General features: G+C 65.0%; 11 protein-coding genes and 1 pseudogene. 6 read left to right on the plus strand and 6 right to left on the minus strand.

The annotated features are described in order from the left end of the window. Nucleotides 1-140 precede the first annotated feature (140 nt). The 5 genes and pseudogenes from tssM to P9236_RS21790 all read left to right on the plus strand — a co-directional run. Nucleotides 141-3,389: pseudogene (tssM, locus tag P9236_RS21770) on the plus strand (type VI secretion system membrane subunit TssM); the annotation flags it as partial. A 135-nt stretch (nucleotides 3,390-3,524) separates the two neighbouring features. After that, on the plus strand, nucleotides 3,525-4,298 hold the full coding sequence (locus P9236_RS21775; RefSeq protein ID WP_278076610.1) for a PP2C family serine/threonine-protein phosphatase: 774 nt from the start codon (nucleotides 3,525-3,527) through the stop codon (nucleotides 4,296-4,298). Nucleotides 4,299-4,303: 5 nt separating this feature from the next. Further along, the gene (locus P9236_RS21780) at nucleotides 4,304-6,877 is read left to right on the plus strand and encodes a serine/threonine protein kinase (protein WP_278076611.1); all 2,574 of its coding nucleotides are present in this window, start codon (nucleotides 4,304-4,306) and stop codon (nucleotides 6,875-6,877) included. A 12-nt stretch (nucleotides 6,878-6,889) separates the two neighbouring features. Then, entirely contained in the window at nucleotides 6,890-7,378 is a 489-nt protein-coding gene (locus tag P9236_RS21785) for a DUF1036 domain-containing protein (RefSeq protein WP_278076612.1), read from the plus strand. Then, complete coding sequence (locus P9236_RS21790; RefSeq protein ID WP_278076613.1) at nucleotides 7,375-9,789, plus strand: M23 family metallopeptidase; 2,415 nt, start codon at nucleotides 7,375-7,377, stop codon at nucleotides 9,787-9,789. Before P9236_RS21785 ends, P9236_RS21790 begins: the two co-directional genes overlap by 4 nt. A 172-nt stretch (nucleotides 9,790-9,961) precedes the next feature. Here P9236_RS21790 and P9236_RS21795 read toward each other — a convergent pair whose 3' ends face one another. Next, on the minus strand, nucleotides 9,962-10,495 hold the full coding sequence (locus P9236_RS21795) for an OmpA family protein (RefSeq protein ID WP_278076614.1): 534 nt from the start codon (nucleotides 10,493-10,495) through the stop codon (nucleotides 9,962-9,964). A 276-nt stretch (nucleotides 10,496-10,771) separates the two neighbouring features. Between P9236_RS21795 and P9236_RS21800 the strand changes: the two genes are divergently transcribed. Continuing rightward, on the plus strand, nucleotides 10,772-11,338 hold the full coding sequence (locus P9236_RS21800) for a hypothetical protein (RefSeq protein ID WP_278076615.1): 567 nt from the start codon (nucleotides 10,772-10,774) through the stop codon (nucleotides 11,336-11,338). 51 nt (nucleotides 11,339-11,389) lie between these two features. Here the strand turns inward: P9236_RS21800 and P9236_RS21805 are convergent, their stop codons facing one another. The 5 genes from P9236_RS21805 to fghA all read right to left on the minus strand — a co-directional run bounded on the left by P9236_RS21805 (nucleotide 11,390) and on the right by fghA (nucleotide 17,932). Continuing rightward, nucleotides 11,390-12,628 carry a caspase domain-containing protein gene (locus P9236_RS21805; protein ID WP_278076616.1) on the minus strand — a complete coding sequence of 413 codons (1,239 nt, stop codon included), beginning with the start codon at nucleotides 12,626-12,628 and terminating at the stop codon, nucleotides 11,390-11,392. 8 nt (nucleotides 12,629-12,636) lie between these two features. Then, complete coding sequence (locus P9236_RS21810; protein ID WP_278076617.1) at nucleotides 12,637-13,740, minus strand: OmpA family protein; 1,104 nt, start codon at nucleotides 13,738-13,740, stop codon at nucleotides 12,637-12,639. A 122-nt stretch (nucleotides 13,741-13,862) separates the two neighbouring features. After that, nucleotides 13,863-14,132, minus strand: coding sequence for a hypothetical protein (locus P9236_RS21815; RefSeq protein ID WP_278076618.1), 270 nt, complete (start codon nucleotides 14,130-14,132; stop codon nucleotides 13,863-13,865). A 29-nt stretch (nucleotides 14,133-14,161) separates the two neighbouring features. Then, on the minus strand, nucleotides 14,162-16,711 hold the full coding sequence (locus tag P9236_RS21820; RefSeq protein WP_278076620.1) for a caspase family protein: 2,550 nt from the start codon (nucleotides 16,709-16,711) through the stop codon (nucleotides 14,162-14,164). A 384-nt stretch (nucleotides 16,712-17,095) separates the two neighbouring features. Continuing rightward, nucleotides 17,096-17,932 (minus strand): S-formylglutathione hydrolase, encoded by an 837-nt coding sequence (gene fghA, locus P9236_RS21825; protein ID WP_278076621.1) that lies wholly within the window; start codon nucleotides 17,930-17,932, stop codon nucleotides 17,096-17,098. Nucleotides 17,933-18,145: the final 213 nt, after the last annotated feature.

The raw sequence follows: 18,145 nt of genomic DNA on the forward strand, positions 1-18,145 counted from the left end.
GGCTCGCCGTCGAGCGCGGAGGCGATGTCGGCCGCGATGGGCTGGAACTCTGTCTTCAGCTCCGCCTGGCCTGACGCTAACAAAAGCTGGTTGTTGACCTCCACGACGATGAAGTTGCCCTTGGTGCCGACCGTCAGCCCATCGCGACGCTGAAGCGGTCGAGCGGGAGGCGCAATTTCCTCTACGAGATTCCCTGGTACATCATCATCGGCCCGCCGGGAGCCGGCAAGACGACGGCGCTGGTGAATTCTGGGCTGAAATTTCCGCTTGCGGGCTCGGGCAATGCCCAGCCGGTGGCAGGCGTCGGCGGCACGCGGTCATGCGACTGGTGGTTTACCGACGATGCCGTGCTGATCGACACGGCCGGCCGCTATACGACGCAGGAGTCGGACCGCGAGCGCGACAAGGCTAGCTGGCTCGCCTTCCTGACGCTGCTGAAGAAGCACCGCACCAGACAGCCGATCAACGGCGTGATCCTCGCCATCAGCCTTGCCGACCTCATCGGCTTCGACGACCAGCAGCTCGACGCGCATGTCACCGAGATCAGAAGCCGGCTGCGCGAGCTGCACGAGACGCTGAAGATCCAGTTCCCGGTCTACCTTCTCTTCACCAAGGCCGACCTCGTCGCCGGCTTCATGGACTATTTCGGCGATTTCGACGAGGCGCGCCGGCGCAAGGTTTGGGGCGCCACCTTCCAGACCACCGACCGCAACAGGAACATGGTCGGCGAGGCCCCTGCCGAGTTCGACGCGCTGGCCGGGCAACTGGCGGACGAGATCGCCGATCGCCTGCAGGACGAGGCCGACCCGGTGGCGCGCATCGCGATCTTCGGCTTTCCGGCGCAGTTCGGAGCGCTGCGGACCCGCGTCGTGCGTTTCGTCACAAGCCTGTTCGACGCCTCGCGGGCGCAAGTGAACGTCAGCCTGCGCGGGCTCTATTTCTCGTCGGGCACGCAGGAAGGAACGCCGATCGACCAGGTGCTGGGCGCGATCGGACGCAGTTTCGGCAGCGCTTCGCAGGCGCATCTTTCCGGCTCCGGCAAGAGCTTCTTCCTGCATGATCTTCTGGCGAAGGTGATCTTTCCGGAGGCAGGCTGGGTCTCGTTCGACAGGACCGCGGAGCGGCGCGCCAAGTTCGCCAGATTTGGCAGCCTCGCCGCGATCGCGCTCGCGGCTCTGGCGGCGCTCGGCGTCCTGGGCCTCTCCTTCTTCGCCAACAAGTCGCTGATTACCGCCACGAGGCAAGCGATGGCGCAGTATCGCGACAGCGCGGATTCGCTGCTCAAGAGCGCGACCGTGGCCGATGTCGATCTCGAGAACGTCATCGGTCCGCTCGACCAGCTGCGCAACCTGCCGGCCGGATATGAAGCCGCCGACCAATCGAAGCCGGTCGAGGAGAGTTTCGGGCTCAGCCAACGGGAGAGACTTCTGTCGGCGTCCAAGACTGCCTACCGGCAGGCGCTGGAGCGAAGCTTCCGCTCCCGGCTTCTGGTTCAGGCGGAGCGGACGATCCAGGCCAAGATGGCCGATCCGATCGCGCTTTACGAACCGCTGAAGATCTATCTGATGCTGGGCGGCAAGGCGCCGAAGGTCGATGACGAGCTGATCGTGTCCTGGATGAAGCAGGACTGGGAGGAAAACCGCTACCCGGGCGAGAACAACCGCGAGGGCCGCGCGCAGCTCGAAAAACATCTGCGCGCCATGCTCGCGCTCGATGACGCCTACGACCCGGTCTTCGAGCTCAACCAGCCGCTGGTCGAGGCGGCGCAACGCTCGCTCGGGCGCATGAGCCTTGCCGACCGCGCGTCGGCGCTGATCAGGTCGGCGGTCTACGCGGCAAGGCTCCAGGACTTTTCCGTTCCCGCGAAGGCCGGTCCGGAAGCGCAGCTCCTGTTCGAGCGCATGGATGGCAGGGAGCTCTCCGACCTTAACGTTCCCGGCCTCTACACCAAGGCAGGTTTCAACGGCTTTTATCTGCCGCAGCTTTCCCGCATGGCGCAAATGCTGGTCGACGACCAATGGGTCCTCGGCGGCGGCGGCGAGCAAGGCAGCATCGACCAGGACCTGCCCCAACTCGGCCCGGAGCTCATCGACCGCTACGGCAAGGAATTCGCTTCCGCCTGGAACGGCGCGCTCGACCAGCTGAAGTTGAAGGCGATGCTCAAGGACAAGCCGCAATATATCGCGCTCTCCGCCGCCGCGTCGCCGGGCTCGCCTCTCGACCGGCTGTTCACGGCGATCGCCGATGAAACCGCGTTGACGAAAGACAGCGCCGCCTCCGAAGGCGAGACCGGCACGGCGCAGCAGGACCCGGCTGTTATGGCCAAGGGCCTGGCCCGCATCGGCCTGCAGATCGCCGGCGGCAAGTCGCAAAGCCGCGCCGGGACAAACTCGCCCGCCACACAGAACGCCGGCGCCACGGTGGAAGCGCAGTTCAGGCCTTTCCAGGCGCTGGTAAGCGGCTCCGGCGGGCGCCGCCCGCTCGATGCGCTGACGCAGAACTTCCACGACATCTACCAGAGCGTGAAGCTGGCGGCGGACGTCCCCGCGCAGACGGAACGCGTCAACGCCAATTTGAAGCTGCAGATCGCGACGATGCGGGCCAATGCCTCGCGCCTGCCCAAGCAGCTCGCGCGCATGGTCGACGCGGCGGCGGACGAGTTCGAGGGCAACGTGGCCGAGACCTCGGTCGCCAATCTCAACCAGACGCTCGACGAGACGGTCACTCGCCCCTGCGAGGAAGCCGTCAACGGCCACTATCCCTTCGCAAGCGACGGCACGGAGGACATCTCGATGGCGGATTTCGCCAAGCTGTTCGCTCCGGGTGGCGTGATGGACCGGTTCTTCGCGCAGAACCTGGCGCCGATGATCGACATGACGGGTCAGGACTGGACCTGGAAGCAAGATGCGCGCGCCGGCCGCGAGCTCGCCAAGTCGACGTTAAAGGCGTTTCAGTCGGCGGCGGAAATCCGCAGCGCCTTCTTCCCGTCCGGCGGTTCGACGCCGCTCGTCTCGATCACTTTCACGCCCGCCTCGCTGAACAGCGAGGCCGACAGCGCAGTGCTCGATGTCGACGGGCAGACAGTGCAGAGCGCGCAGGCCGGCAACGCGCCGAGCACGGTGACATGGCCGAGCGGCGCCGCCTCGGGATCCGCGAGTCTGAGCCTGACGCCGGAAATGCCGGGCCGCGAATCCGTCCTCAAATTCGAAGGGCCATGGGCCCTGAAGCGCCTCATGGACAAGGCGAGCGTCACCAGCAATGGCGGCAATACCGAAGCGCGCTTCGTGATCGGCGGGCGCGACGTCGCCTATACGCTGCAGACCGGCTCGGCCGCCAATCCCCTCCTGTTACCGGCGCTGTCCGGGTTCAGCTGTCCGAAGGCATTCTGACATGGCGGCGTTCCAGAGCAGCACCAGCCTCGGTCTTCATTTCGGTACTCTAATGTATGCGCTTGTGGCAGAGTGGACTGGGCACGCGGCCCATGGTTGGTCACAGAGGACGCTCGCGAAGCGCTTGGTGGCAAATTGAGCACTGTCGCCCTTCCCATGGAAAGCTTCGCCGTCAGCCATAAGGGCTGCGTGCGCGACCACAACGAGGACAATTATCTCGTCGAGCCACGGACCGGCCTTTGGGTGGTGGCCGACGGGATGGGCGGACACGAGGCCGGCGAGGTCGCTTCGGCCAGCATCGTCGATCATCTCGCCACGATCGGGATCGCAAGTTCGGCACCGGACCTGCGCGCGCGCTTCGAGGATCGGCTGAGCCGCGCCAACACCGAGATCCGCAACATCTCGCGGTCGCGCGGCATTACCATCGGCTCCACATTCGCGGCGCTGCTCGCGATGGACGGGCGGTTCGCGGTCCTATGGGCCGGCGACAGCCGCATCTATCTGGTCCGCGGCGGTGCGATCTCGCAGATATCGAGGGATCATACCGAAGTGCAGGAGCTTCTCGATCGCGGCATGATCAGCGCGGAGGAAGCCCTCGCCTGGCCGCGCCGCAATGTGATCACGCATGCCGTCGGGGTCAGCGACGAGCTCGTGATCGATTTCCAGCAAGGCGAGCTGATGCCTGGCGACGTTTTCGTTCTGAGCACCGATGGGTTGACCGCGCATGTCAACGACGCCGAGATCGAAGCGGCGGTCAACTCAGGGCCACCACAGGCGGCGTGCGAGAAGCTGCTGGAGATGGTGCTGGCGCGCGGCGGAACGGACAATGTCACCGTCGTGCTGGTGAGGGTCGGCGACGGGCGCGACGGACAGCCGCGCCGTGCAGATCGGTCCAAGGCGGAAGGCTGAGGCAGATGAGCGACGACGACAAGACGCGAATTTCGCCGAACCTGGCCTTTACGGGCGTGGGCACGCAGCTCAGCGGCATCTACGAGCTCGACGAGAGGATAGCTTCCGGCGGCATGGGCGAGGTCTATCGCGGCCACAACATCCAGACCGGCGACCATGTCGCGATCAAGATCGTGCTGCCCGAGTTCGCGCGCGACCAGACGATCCTGTCCCTGTTCCGCAAGGAAGCGTCGATCCTCAACCATCTGTCGCATGACGCGGTGGTGCGATACCACGTCTTCACCATCGATCCGGGGATCGGCCGCCCCTACCTTGCCATGGAGTTCGTGGACGGCCAGTCGCTGTTCGACGTCATGCGGCGCGGCCCAATGTCGCCGCCGGACGTGCGCAGGCTTTGCCATCGCCTCGCCTCCGGCCTGAGCGCCGTGCATCAGGCCGGCGCGGTCCATCGCGATCTCTCGCCCGACAACATCATCCTGCCGGGCGGTCGGGTCGATCGGGCGAAAATCATCGACTTCGGTATAGCGCGTTCGGCAACTGTCGGCGGCGAGACGCTGATCGGCGGAAAGTTTGCCGGCAAATACAACTACGTTTCGCCGGAACAGCTCGGCCTCTATGGCGGCGAGGTCAGCGAGCAGTCGGACATCTACAGCCTCGGGCTGGTTCTGGCCGCCGCGCTGCGAGGAAAGCCGCTCGACATGAGCGGCTCGCAGTTCGAGGTGGTCGAAAAGCGGCGGGCCGTGCCGGATCTGTCGGATATCGACCCCGATTTTCGCGCCCTCATCGAAGCGATGCTGCAGCCGGATCCTCGAGACCGGCCGGCGAGCATGGCCGAGATCGCCAGAGCGACGCGCGACGAAGATTTCGACGCGACCTTGCCGCCGCCCGCGTCTTTCGCCCCGCGCGAGCGCTCGGGTCTGCCGCGCGCCGGATGGACCGCGCTGCCGAACTCCGGCCCCCCGCCTTCGACCGTGCCCGGAGAACAACGCTTCGTCCCGCATGTGCGGCCGGCGCATCTGTCGGAGCCGCGGCCTTCGCCGCCGGCTGCACCGGCCAGCGCACCCACGCGGCCCGCCGAGCGAAAGCCTTCGCGGATCCCGGCCATCGCGGGCGGCGTCGCTGTGCTGGCCGTCCTGGCGGGGGCTGGCGTCTATTTCAGCGGCGCCTTGACGCCACCGCCCGCCGTGGAGAAGCCCGAGCCTCTTACGCCGAAGCCGGCGGCAAAACCCGCGGCGGAAGCGGCCCGGCCGGCAGCGGAGGCAAGCAAGCCTCAGCCGGAGACCCCGAAACCTCAGCCGCAAGCGCCGGCCGAGTCACAGCCGAAAGCACCGAAGGCTGACAGTTCTGCCGCCGTTGAGCCGGCAAAGCCCGTCGCCCCGGCTCTGCCGCAACCGCAGGACAAGACCGTCCAGAAACAGACGCAAGCCGAGACAGAGCAGACACCGGAGCCAACGCCGCCTGCCCTTCCGGAGGGTCCGGCCAACAACAACCAGATGCAAGCCTCGCAGCCCGCAGAGGCCGAACCCACGCAGCCGCCAATAGGGAAATCACCGGCGCCTCTGCCGAAGGCCGCGCAAAACCAAAAACCGTCGCAACCAGCCGGCGAGGTGCCGGTGGTCAAGCCGAACCAGACAGCGGAAAACACTCCGGCGCTGGAAGCAAAACCGCCCGCGGCCAAGCCCAGCGCGTCGGACCTCGTCGACGCACTATCCAAATTGTCGAAGTCGAAAACGCCGGCGCCTCAAGTCACGGAAAACCAAAACCAGGCACCGGTTTCGCCGCTGCCGACAGCGCCCGAACCAGCCAGCAAACCGGCAACGCCAAGCGCATCGACGCAGCCGGCAGCACTGCCGCAACCGCCGCCCGCCAGCAAGCAACCTCAGGATACGGACGTCGCCATAAACCTGCCCAAGCCGCAGGTTCCGCCGCCGGCAAACAAAAACGACGAGCTGGCTCAGCGAGCCTCCTGGGTGCGCGACTTCAGCGGCGGCGATTGCTTCTACGCGAGCCTGACATCGGCAACGGACAGCGCCGCCACGATCGAAGGCTTCGGAACCGCGGTGCAGCCCTTCGAGCAGATGCTCAACGATTTCCAGTCGCGGTTCCACCTCGAGCCGGACATCAGCGTCCGCCTCATCGATCAGCCGCAATGCGAGGTGACCAATTTCCTGCGCCTCCTCGACCGCAGCGGGACAGAGCGGCCGCAGCTCGTTCTCGACCGGACCTCCGTGCCGGACGGCTCGCCGATCAGCGGCACGCTGGTGACGCGCGGCGGGCTCGTCTCCAACGTGATGCTGATCGATCACAAGGGGATCGCCTTCAACCTCGACGACCGCATGGTGGCGCAACTCGACAAGGCGACTTTCAGCATTCCGATCGGTCTCAGCACCGCCGACAAGGCGGCCGGCAAGGCCTTGCCGCAGATCATGCTGGTGATCACCGGACCTCAGGATATCCAGGCCGCGATGTTCTCGCGGCCGACGCCGGCCTCGGAACTGCTGCCCAAGATCCTGGAGGAGATCGAGGCCGACGGTTCCCAATTCTCCGCCACCGCCAAGTATTTCCGGCTTGGCGGATAGACATGGACGCCGATGGAACTCCGCCGACCGCGTTCATTGTTCGAGCCATCACCACGCAGGAGGCGTGGACGGCTCATTCTGCATGACCGCATGAGACTTGCAGCCCTTCTCGGCGCGGTACTGCTCTCGATCTTCCTGACCGGTAAGGCGCATGCCGAATTCACCGTCTGCAACCAGACGCTCGACGTCGTCAACCTCGCCGTCGGACAGAAAGTCGACGATGCCGACCAGACCGACGGCTGGTGGACCATCGGCGCCAACCAATGCGTCAACGTCATCCGGGAGGAGCTGACCAACCGCTACATCTACATCTACGCGACCGACGTCTTCGGTCACGCGATCCTCGCCGGATCGACCGAGATGTGCATCGATCGGCGCCGCTTCTCGATCCGAGGTATCGACGAGTGCTGGCAGCGCGGCCATATCGCGGCGCGCTTCATCGAGGTCGATACGCAGGAGCAGGTGCGCTGGACCTATTTCCTGACCGGAACCAGCCCGTGACGCACAGCATCGACACGAGCTTCAAATTGAAGAAGCAGGCGCGCCTGGCCGAGCGCCGGCGCAAGCTCTGGCGCTGGGTTCTTTCGAGCCTGGCCGCGCTCGCCGTCGTTTCGATCGCGACGGGTTTCTACCTTACCAAGGACTACTGGTCGTTCGGCGACGAGGACGAGGAGCTGCACCCCGTCGAAAGCATGGAAGACGTGCCGCCCGACGCGTCGGTCTATGTGCCGGCCATCATCGACCTCGCCGGAGACCCGATGTGGATCACGCTTGCGCCCGACGCCGACACCGCAACGAAGGGCCACACGGTCGCCCGTCCGGCCGAGCTCGACGGTTCCGGCGCCTCGCCGCAGATCGAAATCCTCTCCGACGTCATGTTGAGCGCCAGCGAAAAATTCATGACGACGATCCCATCGACGCAAGAGGATTTCGCCTTCTTCCAGGCGCAGCGGCAGACCGCGCCGAAAGCCTCAGCGCCGGCGCCTGACGATCAGCAGGCCGCCCCGCCGCCTGCCCCGGCTGCAACGGACGATCAGCAAGGCGATCTGGAAAACGATCTGCAGCCGGCGCCCGACGAGAGCGAGGCGCCTGCCGGCTCGGCGCCCAAGGCGGATGCCGGCGATCCGGAGGCCGGCTGGGGCGAGACCGTCGATCAGGGCGAAGCCGCCCTTCCCGCCTTCAAGAAGACCGAGATCGAGAACAACACGACTGTCGCCACCGTCACCAGCGAATACCAGCGCTTCGAGGCGACCGAGGATACGTTCGTAAAAATCCTCAACGACCGCAGCCTGGACAGCGTCGTCGCCGACGCGCATTTCTCCGCCGACGACGCCAAGCTCGCCGGCGAGGCGCTGAAGACGCTGTTTAACCGCGACGGCCTGGAGGCGGGCTATGTGGTGGCCATGCGCGGCTTCAGGCCGAGCCGCGAGACGACGGCCATGTCGCTGATGCAGGTCTCGATCTATGCCAGGAACGTCTATGTCGGAACGCTGACGCGCAACGCTGCAGGCGCCTTCGTGTCCGGCGTCGACCCGTGGGTGCGCGAGGACCTGTTCAACTACTCCGGCGCTTCCGACCAGGGCGGACCCAAGCGACAGTACCGCCTGCTCGACGCGATCTATTCGACGGCCGCGCGCAACAAGGTTCCGACCAGCGTGATCGGCGAGGCGATCATGTATCTGTCGCGGGGACAGGATCTCGACGCCTTCGCCAGCGAGGACCAGCGCCTGGTGCTGATCTATTCGCAGACGCCGCGCGGCCAAAGCGAGATATCCGGACGGGTCCTCTATGTCGGCGTCCAGGGCACGGAAAAGACCCTCGACTGTTTCGTCTTCCAGCAGAGCGACGGCCAGTTCGCATGCGTCACAGGCAATGACGAGGTTCGTTCGCTGACCGTGACCAACGGCATGGTCACGCCGGTCGCCGGGGTGATGACCTCGACCTTCGGCCCGCGCAAGCATCCCATCCTGGGCACCGTTCGCATCCACAAGGGGGTCGACTGGGCCGCGCCGGTCGGCACGCCGATCATGGCGGCCTTCGACGGCGAAATCAGCTTCCAGGGCGATGGCGGCGGCTATGGCAATCTGGTCAAGATCGCGCATGCCAACGGCCGTGAGACGCGTTACGCGCATATGCAAAAATTCGCCATCGCAAGCGGCGTCGGCACCAAGGTCAAGGCCGGCGACGTCATCGGCTATATCGGCACCACAGGGCTCTCGACCGGCCCGCATCTGCATTTCGAACTCTACCAGAACGGCGAGGCGATCGACCCGCTGGGGACGGTCACCACGGTTGCCACTTATGCCTCTGGCGGTTCCGGCGATTCCGCAGTCGAGACGCTGACCGAACGCATCGTCCATGTCGAAAGCGGCGGCAGCGCGCGGGCCAAGAACCCGCTGTCGTCGGCGACCGGCGCCGGCCAGTTCATTACCAAGACCTGGATCCGGATGATGAACACCTATCGGCCGGATCTTGCCCGCACGCTGTCGACGGCCGACCTGCTCGCGCTTCGCTACGACGCCACGCTTTCGCGCGAGATGGTGCGCAACCTGGCGCGCGAGGGCGAAGCCTATCTTCGCGCGCGTGGCCACCAGATCACCGCCGGGCGGCTCTATCTCTGCCATTTCCTGGGCATGGAAGGCGCGGCCCAGGTTCTGGCGGCTCCGGGTTCGGCGCAACTGAGCGCCGTGCTCGGATCGGCCGTCATCCAGGCCAATCCGTTCCTCACCGGCAAGACCACCGGCTATGTCATCGACTGGGCCGAGCGGAAGATGGGCCAAAAGGTGACCCGCCTCGCCTCCGACCAAGGCCAGCAGACGACCACGACGCAAATCCGGCAGACCTCGCCGGAATTCGAGAAATACAAACAGGCCGTCACGGCCCTCATCAGTTCGATCCAGACCACGCTTTGAACGTGCCCGCCGCCGTGAGCTTGGCCGGCGCGCCATTGGTGTCGGCTCGGCGCGCCAGATGCCATCATGGCGCGGTGGGCGGCGTGCTGGACAAGCCCTGAAAAAGGGGAGCCCGGCTTAGTGAGACCGGGCTCCCGTTGTTTCGTACCGATTGGCGCTTTGTGCCGGCGGCTTATTCCGTCCTGATCCGCATCTCGACCCGGCGGTTGACCGGATCATAGGGGTTGGCGACGCGCGGATGCGACTTGCCAAGGCCGATCGCCTCGAGCCGGGCGGCCTGAACGCCATTCGCGGTCAGGAAGGCGGCCACCGACTGCGCCCTTCTTTGCGACAGATCCTGATTGTAGCGGTCCGGGCCGGAAGCATCGGTATGGCCCTCGACGACGAAGCTGAACGTGCTCAGCCGATTGTCCTTGAGCGCCTTGGCGAACTCGTCGAGTTCCGCGCGCGCCGTCTGGTCGAGCTGGGCCGAATCCAGCCCGAAATTGATCATCATATCGAGCCCGGTTTTGTTGGGGGCCGCGTTCTTTTCGTTCTTGCTCTTGCACTCTTCCTCTGTGCCGACGCAAATCCCGCGCGATGCGCCGAGATTGCCCGCGCCGGTGAAGAATTTCACGATGTCTTCCGATTTCTGAAGCGGATCAGCGGAAACGTGCGTCGAAAAAAGCACGGCCGCCAATGCAAAGGCTGAGCTGGCCCACCGCATGACCGTTACTCCCTGTTTGAGCGGATCTCGTCAAAGCGTGTCGCGTCGAAACCTATTCGGGCGCCGCGCTTCAAGCCCTCATTTCATGCCCATCGTTTCCCCGAAACCGCTGCACGGTTTTGGGCGACATGCACCGGTCCAGACGATATCAAATTTCGCGTCCATTGTCTGTGAACAAACACACGTTGAGAGCGCCCGCCGTTTGCTAAAGCTAAAGCTTGACCAACGCCTCCGCCGGGGCTTCAGTACCTTATTCCTAGTGAGGGCGTGGCAGCCATGGCCAGGGGGTTCCGGTTCAGGACGGCGCGGGATCTGTTCAGCGCTTGCCCTGCCGTCGCCCAGGACATGAAGGCGCTCCCAACCGATCAGCCTTCGATCGAGTTTTGCCGTACGCTGCTGGCCGGGCGCGTGCCGGAGGAGGCAATCACCTTCTGTGCCTATCTGCTGCCGGAACGGGCCGCGGTCTGGTGGGCGCATGAGTGCCTGAGCAACCTTGCCGAACTCCTTGGCGACCGGGACCTCGAATTGCTGGCGGTCGTCCGCGACTGGGTCGGCGAACCCGGTAATCCCGACCATCGCACAGCGGTAGCCCAGGCCGTGGAAGTGCCGCCGGTGACGCCTGTCTCCTGGCTCGCTTTGGCGGCGGGTTGGCGCGACAGCGGCTCGGTCATCGATCAGGCCGCGGGCGGATTTCCGACCGCCCATGCGGTTAGCGCGGGGATTCTGGCAGGGCTTGCGCGGGTGTCGCTCGCGGACCGCCTCGCCGTCCTTTCGGCCTTCGTGGAGATGGGCATCCAGATGGCGGAGATGGAGGCGCAGCAGCAATCGGCCGACGCCTATTAGCGGCTGCCACGTATGGAAAATTCGAAGGGTTACGGGTGGAGGTAGCGCCGCTTACTTGCAGCCCCCTTGCGCCCACTTCGCCAGCGCTACCTTGAAGCGGGTTCCCAGCGGGTGCTGCAGGCGCAGCACCGAGACATCGTTGGCGGCGAAATTCTTCGCCTGCTCGCACAGCCGGGCCTCGTTCCATTGGTGGCAGCCGTCGCAGTGCTTGCCTTCCCAGACCGACTTGTCGAGGCCCTCCACCGGACTGAACAGCGGCTTGCCCTTGATCAGCTGGGCGATGCTCTTGCCGTCGATGGCCGGGTCGCCGAACTTGATCGGATGATCGAAAAGGATCGGTTCGTCCGTCGCCAGTTTCGGGATCTTCTGGCGCAGGACGTTGAGAGCCAGTTGATCGTCGGTCTGGCCTGGCGCCGCTCCGGTGTTGCGCGTATCAGAACCGCCTTCGGCCTTCGGGGCGCTCGCTTCGCCAACGATCAGCGGCGCATTGAGATCGACCTTGTGCAGGATGACCTCTGTGGTCAGCGAGACGTTGAGCCAAGGGCGCTGCTTGCCGGCCGTCGCCTTGAAGACGTCGCTGGTTACCCTGTTCATCGCCTCGGTGATGGAGACGTTGGATTCGCCGATATGCTGGATCAGCGCCGCGGTGAAGGGCGAGTGCTCGCCCGATCCGTCAAAGGCAAGCTGGTTAGGGCTGGCGGCGAAGGCGACGAGCGTGCCGGCGCCGCCATTCTCGATCGGGATTTCGGCAAGGCCGCTGGCTGCGCCCTTGACGCCGGCGGTCTTGGCCAGCACTTCGGCCAGCGGGTTGTCGCGGCAGGCATCCAGGAACACCAGCCTGATGCTGGTCTCGCGCGACATCTGGCGCAGGACGAAATCGACCGACACGGCCTCGAAATCGAGCGAGGTTTCGTCCTCCAGCGCGGCATCGACGGGAAGCAGGTAGTTCTTGCCCGCGGCCTGCAGGCCATGGCCGGCATAGAAGAAGAGCGCGATCTCGGCGCCGCGCACCTGCTTGGCAAACTGAGCGACGGTGGTCTGCGTCTGCTGCTTGCTGAGGTCGTAGCCGGAAACCACCTCGAAGCCCAGGTCCTGCAGGCGCGCGGCCATGGCCTGGGCGTCGCGCACCGGGTTGGCAAGCGGCGCCGCGTGCTGATACTGCGAGTTGCCGAGCACCAGCGCGACGCGGCGTTCGGCGCTGGCGGCGGTCAAAGTCAGGAACACGGCAAGCACGGCGATCCCGACGGCGCGAAACAGGCGGCTGCAGCGGGCGATCCGATCGGCACCCACCCGCGACCTCAGTTCGCGAGCTTGGTGGCGGAGAACTCGATCCGCCGGTTGAGCGCCTTGTTCTTGGCCGTATCGTTGGCGGCGACAGGCCGTTCCTCGCCATAGCCGGCGGCGCTGATCTGGTTGCGCGGCACGCCGTCGGCGACCAGCGCGTCGGCGACCGCCTGGGCCCTGCGTTCGGAGAGCGCCTTGTTGGCCTCGGGCGATCCGTCGGAATCGGTGTAGCCCGAAACCTCGACCTTGAGGGCCGGGCACTTACCGACGACGCCTTCGACCTCCGCCAGCAGCGGGCGACTCTTGGCATCGAGCCTTGCGCTCGCCTGCCGGAAGTAGATGGCGCCGGTGCGCGAGAGCACGGCAAACCTGTTCAGGCACTCCTCGTCGCTGAAATTCGATTTGGCGGCATCTGTGGCGACCGGCCCGACGTCGGCGGCACTTGCCGCGACGGTTTGGACCGCGGCCGGCTTGCTGCCATCGGCGGTGAAGACGAAATCGAAGGAAACCGAGGCGGTCGGCACGATGTTGGTCACATTGGCCGCCTGCTGCAGCTTGTCGACGTTGGGAAGCAGGCCGAAATCCTCGACATGGACCGCGACGGGCGCTTCCGAGGCGACGGAGACCTGGGTGTCGCTGATCATGGTGACGACGATGCTGGCTTCGAGGTCCTTGTCGACACCATGGAGGCTGAGGCGGAAGGGCAAGGTCGCCTTGATCCTGCGTTTTGCAGGCAAGTCGGCGAATGCGGCGGGGTCCACCTTCGCCGTCAGTTCGGCCGTCGGGTACTTGAAGGTCTCGAAGAACAGGAAGCGCATGCGGACATTGCGGAGGTCGACGCCGGTATCGACCGAATTGAGATCGAAGCTGATCTTGGCATCACCGGCAGCGCTCAGCGTGCCGGTGATGTTCCTGATCTTGTTGGTCTCGACGATCGTGTTCTTTTTGACCGACTGGTAGGTGAGCACCGAGGCGGAGGGATCGAGCGTCCAGTTCGGCGCGGCGTTGGCGGCCGGCGGTTGGAGCAGCAAAGCGAACAGCGCGGCGACGATGAAACCCGCGGCCCGCGCGGCGGCTTCCAACCGCACAATCCGCCAGAATGCGACGACTTCGACCATGGAACGCCCCCCAAGGACAACCCTATATCGATACCGGCACGTGCCGAGAGCATAGAGCACTTGCTTCGGCTTGGCGAGCGGTTCGAGCTACGCGGAACGATGTTGCTGTTAACGGGGGCCTATCACCAGCCACCGCCACCACCACCGCCACTGCCACCGCCGCCCAAGGGCGCGATGACAGGTGTGGTTTCGGTCTGAACGGGCGCAGCCGACGTTGTGGCTATGACCTTCTTCTTCTTCACGACCTTTGGCGCGGTTGTCGTGCGAACGACCTTCGGCTGAGGTTTCGCCGCTACCGGCACCGGCTCCGGTTTGGGCGGCAATAAGGACGTACAGCCCATGAGCGCCGCCAAAACGGCGGAAAGAGTTGTTCCGACGATTACCTGTTTCAATGCCCTGCCCACCATTGCCTCCCTGTTGATCAGAACAAGTCCCGACGCGGGTTGGCTTGTTCCCAGACAGCCCTGGCCGTTTTGACCAATTGGTCGTCGAGCGAACCGCCTGTTGCGATTTTCGATTTGAGTTCCGAACGAAGTTGTTTCAACGCCGCCGTCTTGGCCTTTGCCGGGAATTGCGCCAACGTGGTCTGGGCGCTCGGCAACTCGTTACGAAGATCGAGCCCGACCGCGAAGGCGAGATAGCGGACAGCCACGGTCTGGTCCGCCATTGCGCCCTTCTGCATCTCGAGCGCCGCACGATCATATGCGCCGGAATAATCGCCGCGGGCGGCTGCCATCTCAAACAGCCTTTGCGCTTCGTCTAGATTCTGCGCCACGCCAACGCCGTCCCTATACATGCGCCCAAGGCTGCCAGGAGCATAAGGCTGGCCGAGATCCATGGCCCGTTGGAAAAGCGCCTGCGCCTGCTTCGGGTCCTTCTCCACGCCGCGACCGGAAAGATAATTGCGACCGAGGATGTTCATCGAATACATATCCTGCCGCTCGACTCCGGCCTTCAGAAAGGCTACGGCGCGATCCGGATCCGCGGGGACGCCGTTGCGGCCCTCGGTGAAGATCGCTGCGAGGTCGTTCATGGCGTAGGTATGGCCCATCGCAGCCGCTTTCAGCAGCAGATCCAGCCCCTTGCCGGTATCGCGCTGAACTCCAAGTCCATTGAACAAGGCCCGGCCCCAGGCGGTCATTCCATACGGATCGCCTTTGTCAGACGCCCTTAAGTAGAAGCCATTGGCCTTCGTGGGATCGACAGCCGTCCCTATTCCGGACGAGGCGATATAGCCAAGCTCGAACACGGCGCGGACATGCCCCCTGTCGGCGGCCTCCTGGATCGCCTTCTTGGCCTCGTCGACCTTGCCGACCGAAAGCAGCGCGCGCCCGAGCTCGTAGCGGAAGCGGGCGACATCGGGATAGGCCTTCACGGCCGCCCGGCAGACGTCCACGGCGTTGCTGCTGATTTCGTTCGGCAGCAGACCGGGGACGACACCCTGCAGGTCGAGGGGCTCGCCGGCTTCCCTGTCGCAAGGCTCGACGCTCGGCGACAACTTCATCGTCGCCGGCTTGGGCGACGCGTTGCCGGCCTTGATTTCTAGGCCGACTATCAATGGCTTGTCGGCGCCGATCTGCGGTTCGTAGCGCAGATGGTCGACTTCATCGGCCATCAGGCTGGAGTCCGGCGACAGCGTCCGGTCCGGCAGCGACAGCGTTCCCGTTGCCGGATAGCTCGCGAGCTTCAGGCTGACCGCGGGGTCCTTGGTCGGGAAATCCAGCTTCAGCGGCACCGGACCGACGCCGACCGGGACGCTGATGTCGCGCTTCTCGATGGCCTCGGCGGCGCCGGTGATGTGGATGCCGCGCTCCAGCACCTGTTGCTTCTGCTCGGCCTCGAGCGAGGCCACGAGCTGCTGACCGGCGGCGCCCTCGCCGTTCTTGACCCGGAAGACCAATATGCCCTGGGATTCGCCGCCCCAATTGTCGCGCGTGGCATAGGCCAGCATGTCGACCTCTTCCTGCGCGCCGGAACTCTTTGGCACGTCCATCTGGAGGCGCGGCAGGTCCTTGCCGGCGATCGGCTCGCCGACGGCGACAGGCTTGCCGTCGAGCATCAGGCGCCCGAGCGCGGGCGGCCTTTCGATGCTGACGGTAACGGCGCCGCCGTCGACATCGACCGGCTCCGGCAGATCCAGCGCGACAGGACCAACGCCCGAGGGCACGACTTTCTCAAGCACCGGCGGCAGCGCCGGGCGGCTGGCGCGGCGCATCAGCACCACCTCGTCGATCAGCGAGGAGTTTTCCCAGGGAACCTGCTTCCCCTCGGTTGCATCGACCACGTCGCGGCGCACCGCGGCCATAACCGTGCGTATCTCCTGGTTCGGCGCCAGCGCGCGACGCGAAAAGGCGGACGAGAAGGGACTGAGGTCGCCGGTTCCATCAAAGGCAACCGCCCCAGGCTCGGTGGCGAAGGCAATGAGCGTGTTCAGCGAGCTCTTCACCTGCGCAAGGCCGGCGCCGCCCGTGGCGATCAACTGGTCCCGCAGCCAGTAGTCCTTGCGCGGAAACGGATTGTTGCGGCAGGCATCGAGGATGATCACCTGGATCTTCGATTTCGAGCGCAATTGCTCCAGCACGTCGTCGAGCTTGATCGCCTGGACCTCGATGTCGGCGGCGGCCTTCAACGTGGCGTCGACAGGAATAAGAAAATTCTCGCCGCCGATCTGAAAGCCGTGGCCCGAATAGTAGACGACGGCGAGATCGGCGCCGTCCGCAGCGGCGAGGTAGTTGCGGAACTGCTCCTCGAACTGAAGCTTGGTGAGATCCTTGGCGACGAACACGTCGAAGCCGGCAAGACGGAACGTGTTCGACACATCCTCGGCATCCTTGTCCGGGTTCTTGAGGGCCGGGATGTCGCGATACTCGGAATTGCCGATCACAAAGGCAACCCTGCGATCGGCGTGAGCTTCGAACGCCGTGAAGCCCACGAGGATCAAGGCTGCAAGCAAGGCGCAGCATCGCAGCATGGCAAATCCTTAACTGCTATGACCTGTCGGCCACAGGAATGCAGTCTGCGGCGCCGAGGTCTGTTAAAGAGTTCACAATCTGCCGGGACCGGAGCAGACGGCATGCATAACGACGGCAAACATGCGTCTCATCCAATCAAGTTCTAAAATACTCCAGAGGCATAGGCGCTGCAATGACGCTGCGCTGCGTCCAGGCGCGGCGTGGCACATTTGCGCGGCACCAATCTTGGGATAGATGCAAGGACATGACAGCCAGGGTGATAGTCCTCGACGCTCCGCTCGACGACGACCGCGAAATGAGCGCGGACATGGCGCGCGTAGCGCGAATGGTGGCGGGGCCGCGTCTCTGATCCGAAACCCGCCGCCCGGTTTACTTCGCGTCCTCTACTTCGCCAGCCGCGCCGCGTGCCACTTCAGGTGGTCGTCCATGAAGGTCGAGATGAAGTTGTAGGAATGATCGTAGCCTTCCTGCATGCGCAGCGTCAGCGCGATGCGTGCCTTCCCGCAGGCCTCTTCGAGCAGCCACGGACGCAGGCCGTCCTGGAGGAAGCCGTCGGCGGTGCCCTGGTCGACCAGCAATTCACCGTAACGATGGCCGTCCTCGATCAGCAGCGTGGCATCGTAGGCGCGCCAGCTCTTTTCGTCCGGCCCGAGATATTTTTCGAGCGCCGGCCGCGACCAGCCCGCCGTCGTCGGCTGCACGATCGGCGCGAAGGCCGAGCAGCTCCGGAAGCGCCCGGGGTTCTTCAACGCGATCGTCAGCGCGCCGTGGCCGCCCATCGAATGGCCGAAGATGGACTGGCGCGACATGTCGACGGGGAAATTGGCGGCGACGAGCGCCGGCAGTTCCTCGGTGACGTAGGAATACATGCGGTAGTTTTTCGCATAAGGCGCCTGGCTGGCGTCGACGTAGAAGCCGGCGCCGCAGCCGAACTGCCAATTGTCTTTTTCGTCCGGAACATCGGGGCCGCGCGGGCTGGTGTCGGGGCATACGATGACGAGGCCCAGCTCGGCCGCCAGGCGCCGGTATTCGCCCTTGTCCATGACATTGGCATGGGTGCAGGTGAGGCCCGACAGATACCAGAGCACCGGCAAAGGCCTGTCCTTGGCCTGGGGCGGCACGAAGACGGCAAAGGTCATGTCGCAGGCGCAGACCGCGGAGGCGTGCGAGTAGACGCCCTGGATGCCGCCATGCGATTTGGAGGTGGAAAGGACGTTCATCGGTTCTGCCTTTCTCGTCAGGGGATGTCGGGTCCGGCATAGCCGCCGAACCTCGCGCCCGCAACCTTGCGCCTCGCAAAACCGTGCCGGCAGGTCACCGGCCCAGGCGCTTTGACGTGAAAGCCGCCGCTGTGGCGAATATGGCGAACAGCGCCATGCTGACCGGCTGGTAGCCGGCACAACTTGGCAATTTGCGCTAAATCACCCGCCCTG

This window comes from Mesorhizobium sp. WSM4884, assembly GCF_029625675.1.
Classification (GTDB): Bacteria; Pseudomonadota; Alphaproteobacteria; order Rhizobiales; family Rhizobiaceae; genus Mesorhizobium.

Coding starts and splice junctions, on each gene's coding strand:
- P9236_RS21820 (WP_278076620.1), bottom strand. CDS start 16,711: ATGCTGCGATGCTGCGCCTTGCTTGCAGCCTTGATCCTCGTGGGCTTC.
- P9236_RS21785 (WP_278076612.1), top strand. CDS start 6,890: ATGGAACTCCGCCGACCGCGTTCATTGTTCGAGCCATCACCACGCAGG.
- P9236_RS21795 (WP_278076614.1), bottom strand. CDS start 10,495: ATGCGGTGGGCCAGCTCAGCCTTTGCATTGGCGGCCGTGCTTTTTTCG.
- P9236_RS21810 (WP_278076617.1), bottom strand. CDS start 13,740: ATGGTCGAAGTCGTCGCATTCTGGCGGATTGTGCGGTTGGAAGCCGCC.
- fghA (WP_278076621.1), bottom strand. CDS start 17,932: ATGAACGTCCTTTCCACCTCCAAATCGCATGGCGGCATCCAGGGCGTC.
- P9236_RS21800 (WP_278076615.1), top strand. CDS start 10,772: ATGGCCAGGGGGTTCCGGTTCAGGACGGCGCGGGATCTGTTCAGCGCT.
- P9236_RS21780 (WP_278076611.1), top strand. CDS start 4,304: ATGAGCGACGACGACAAGACGCGAATTTCGCCGAACCTGGCCTTTACG.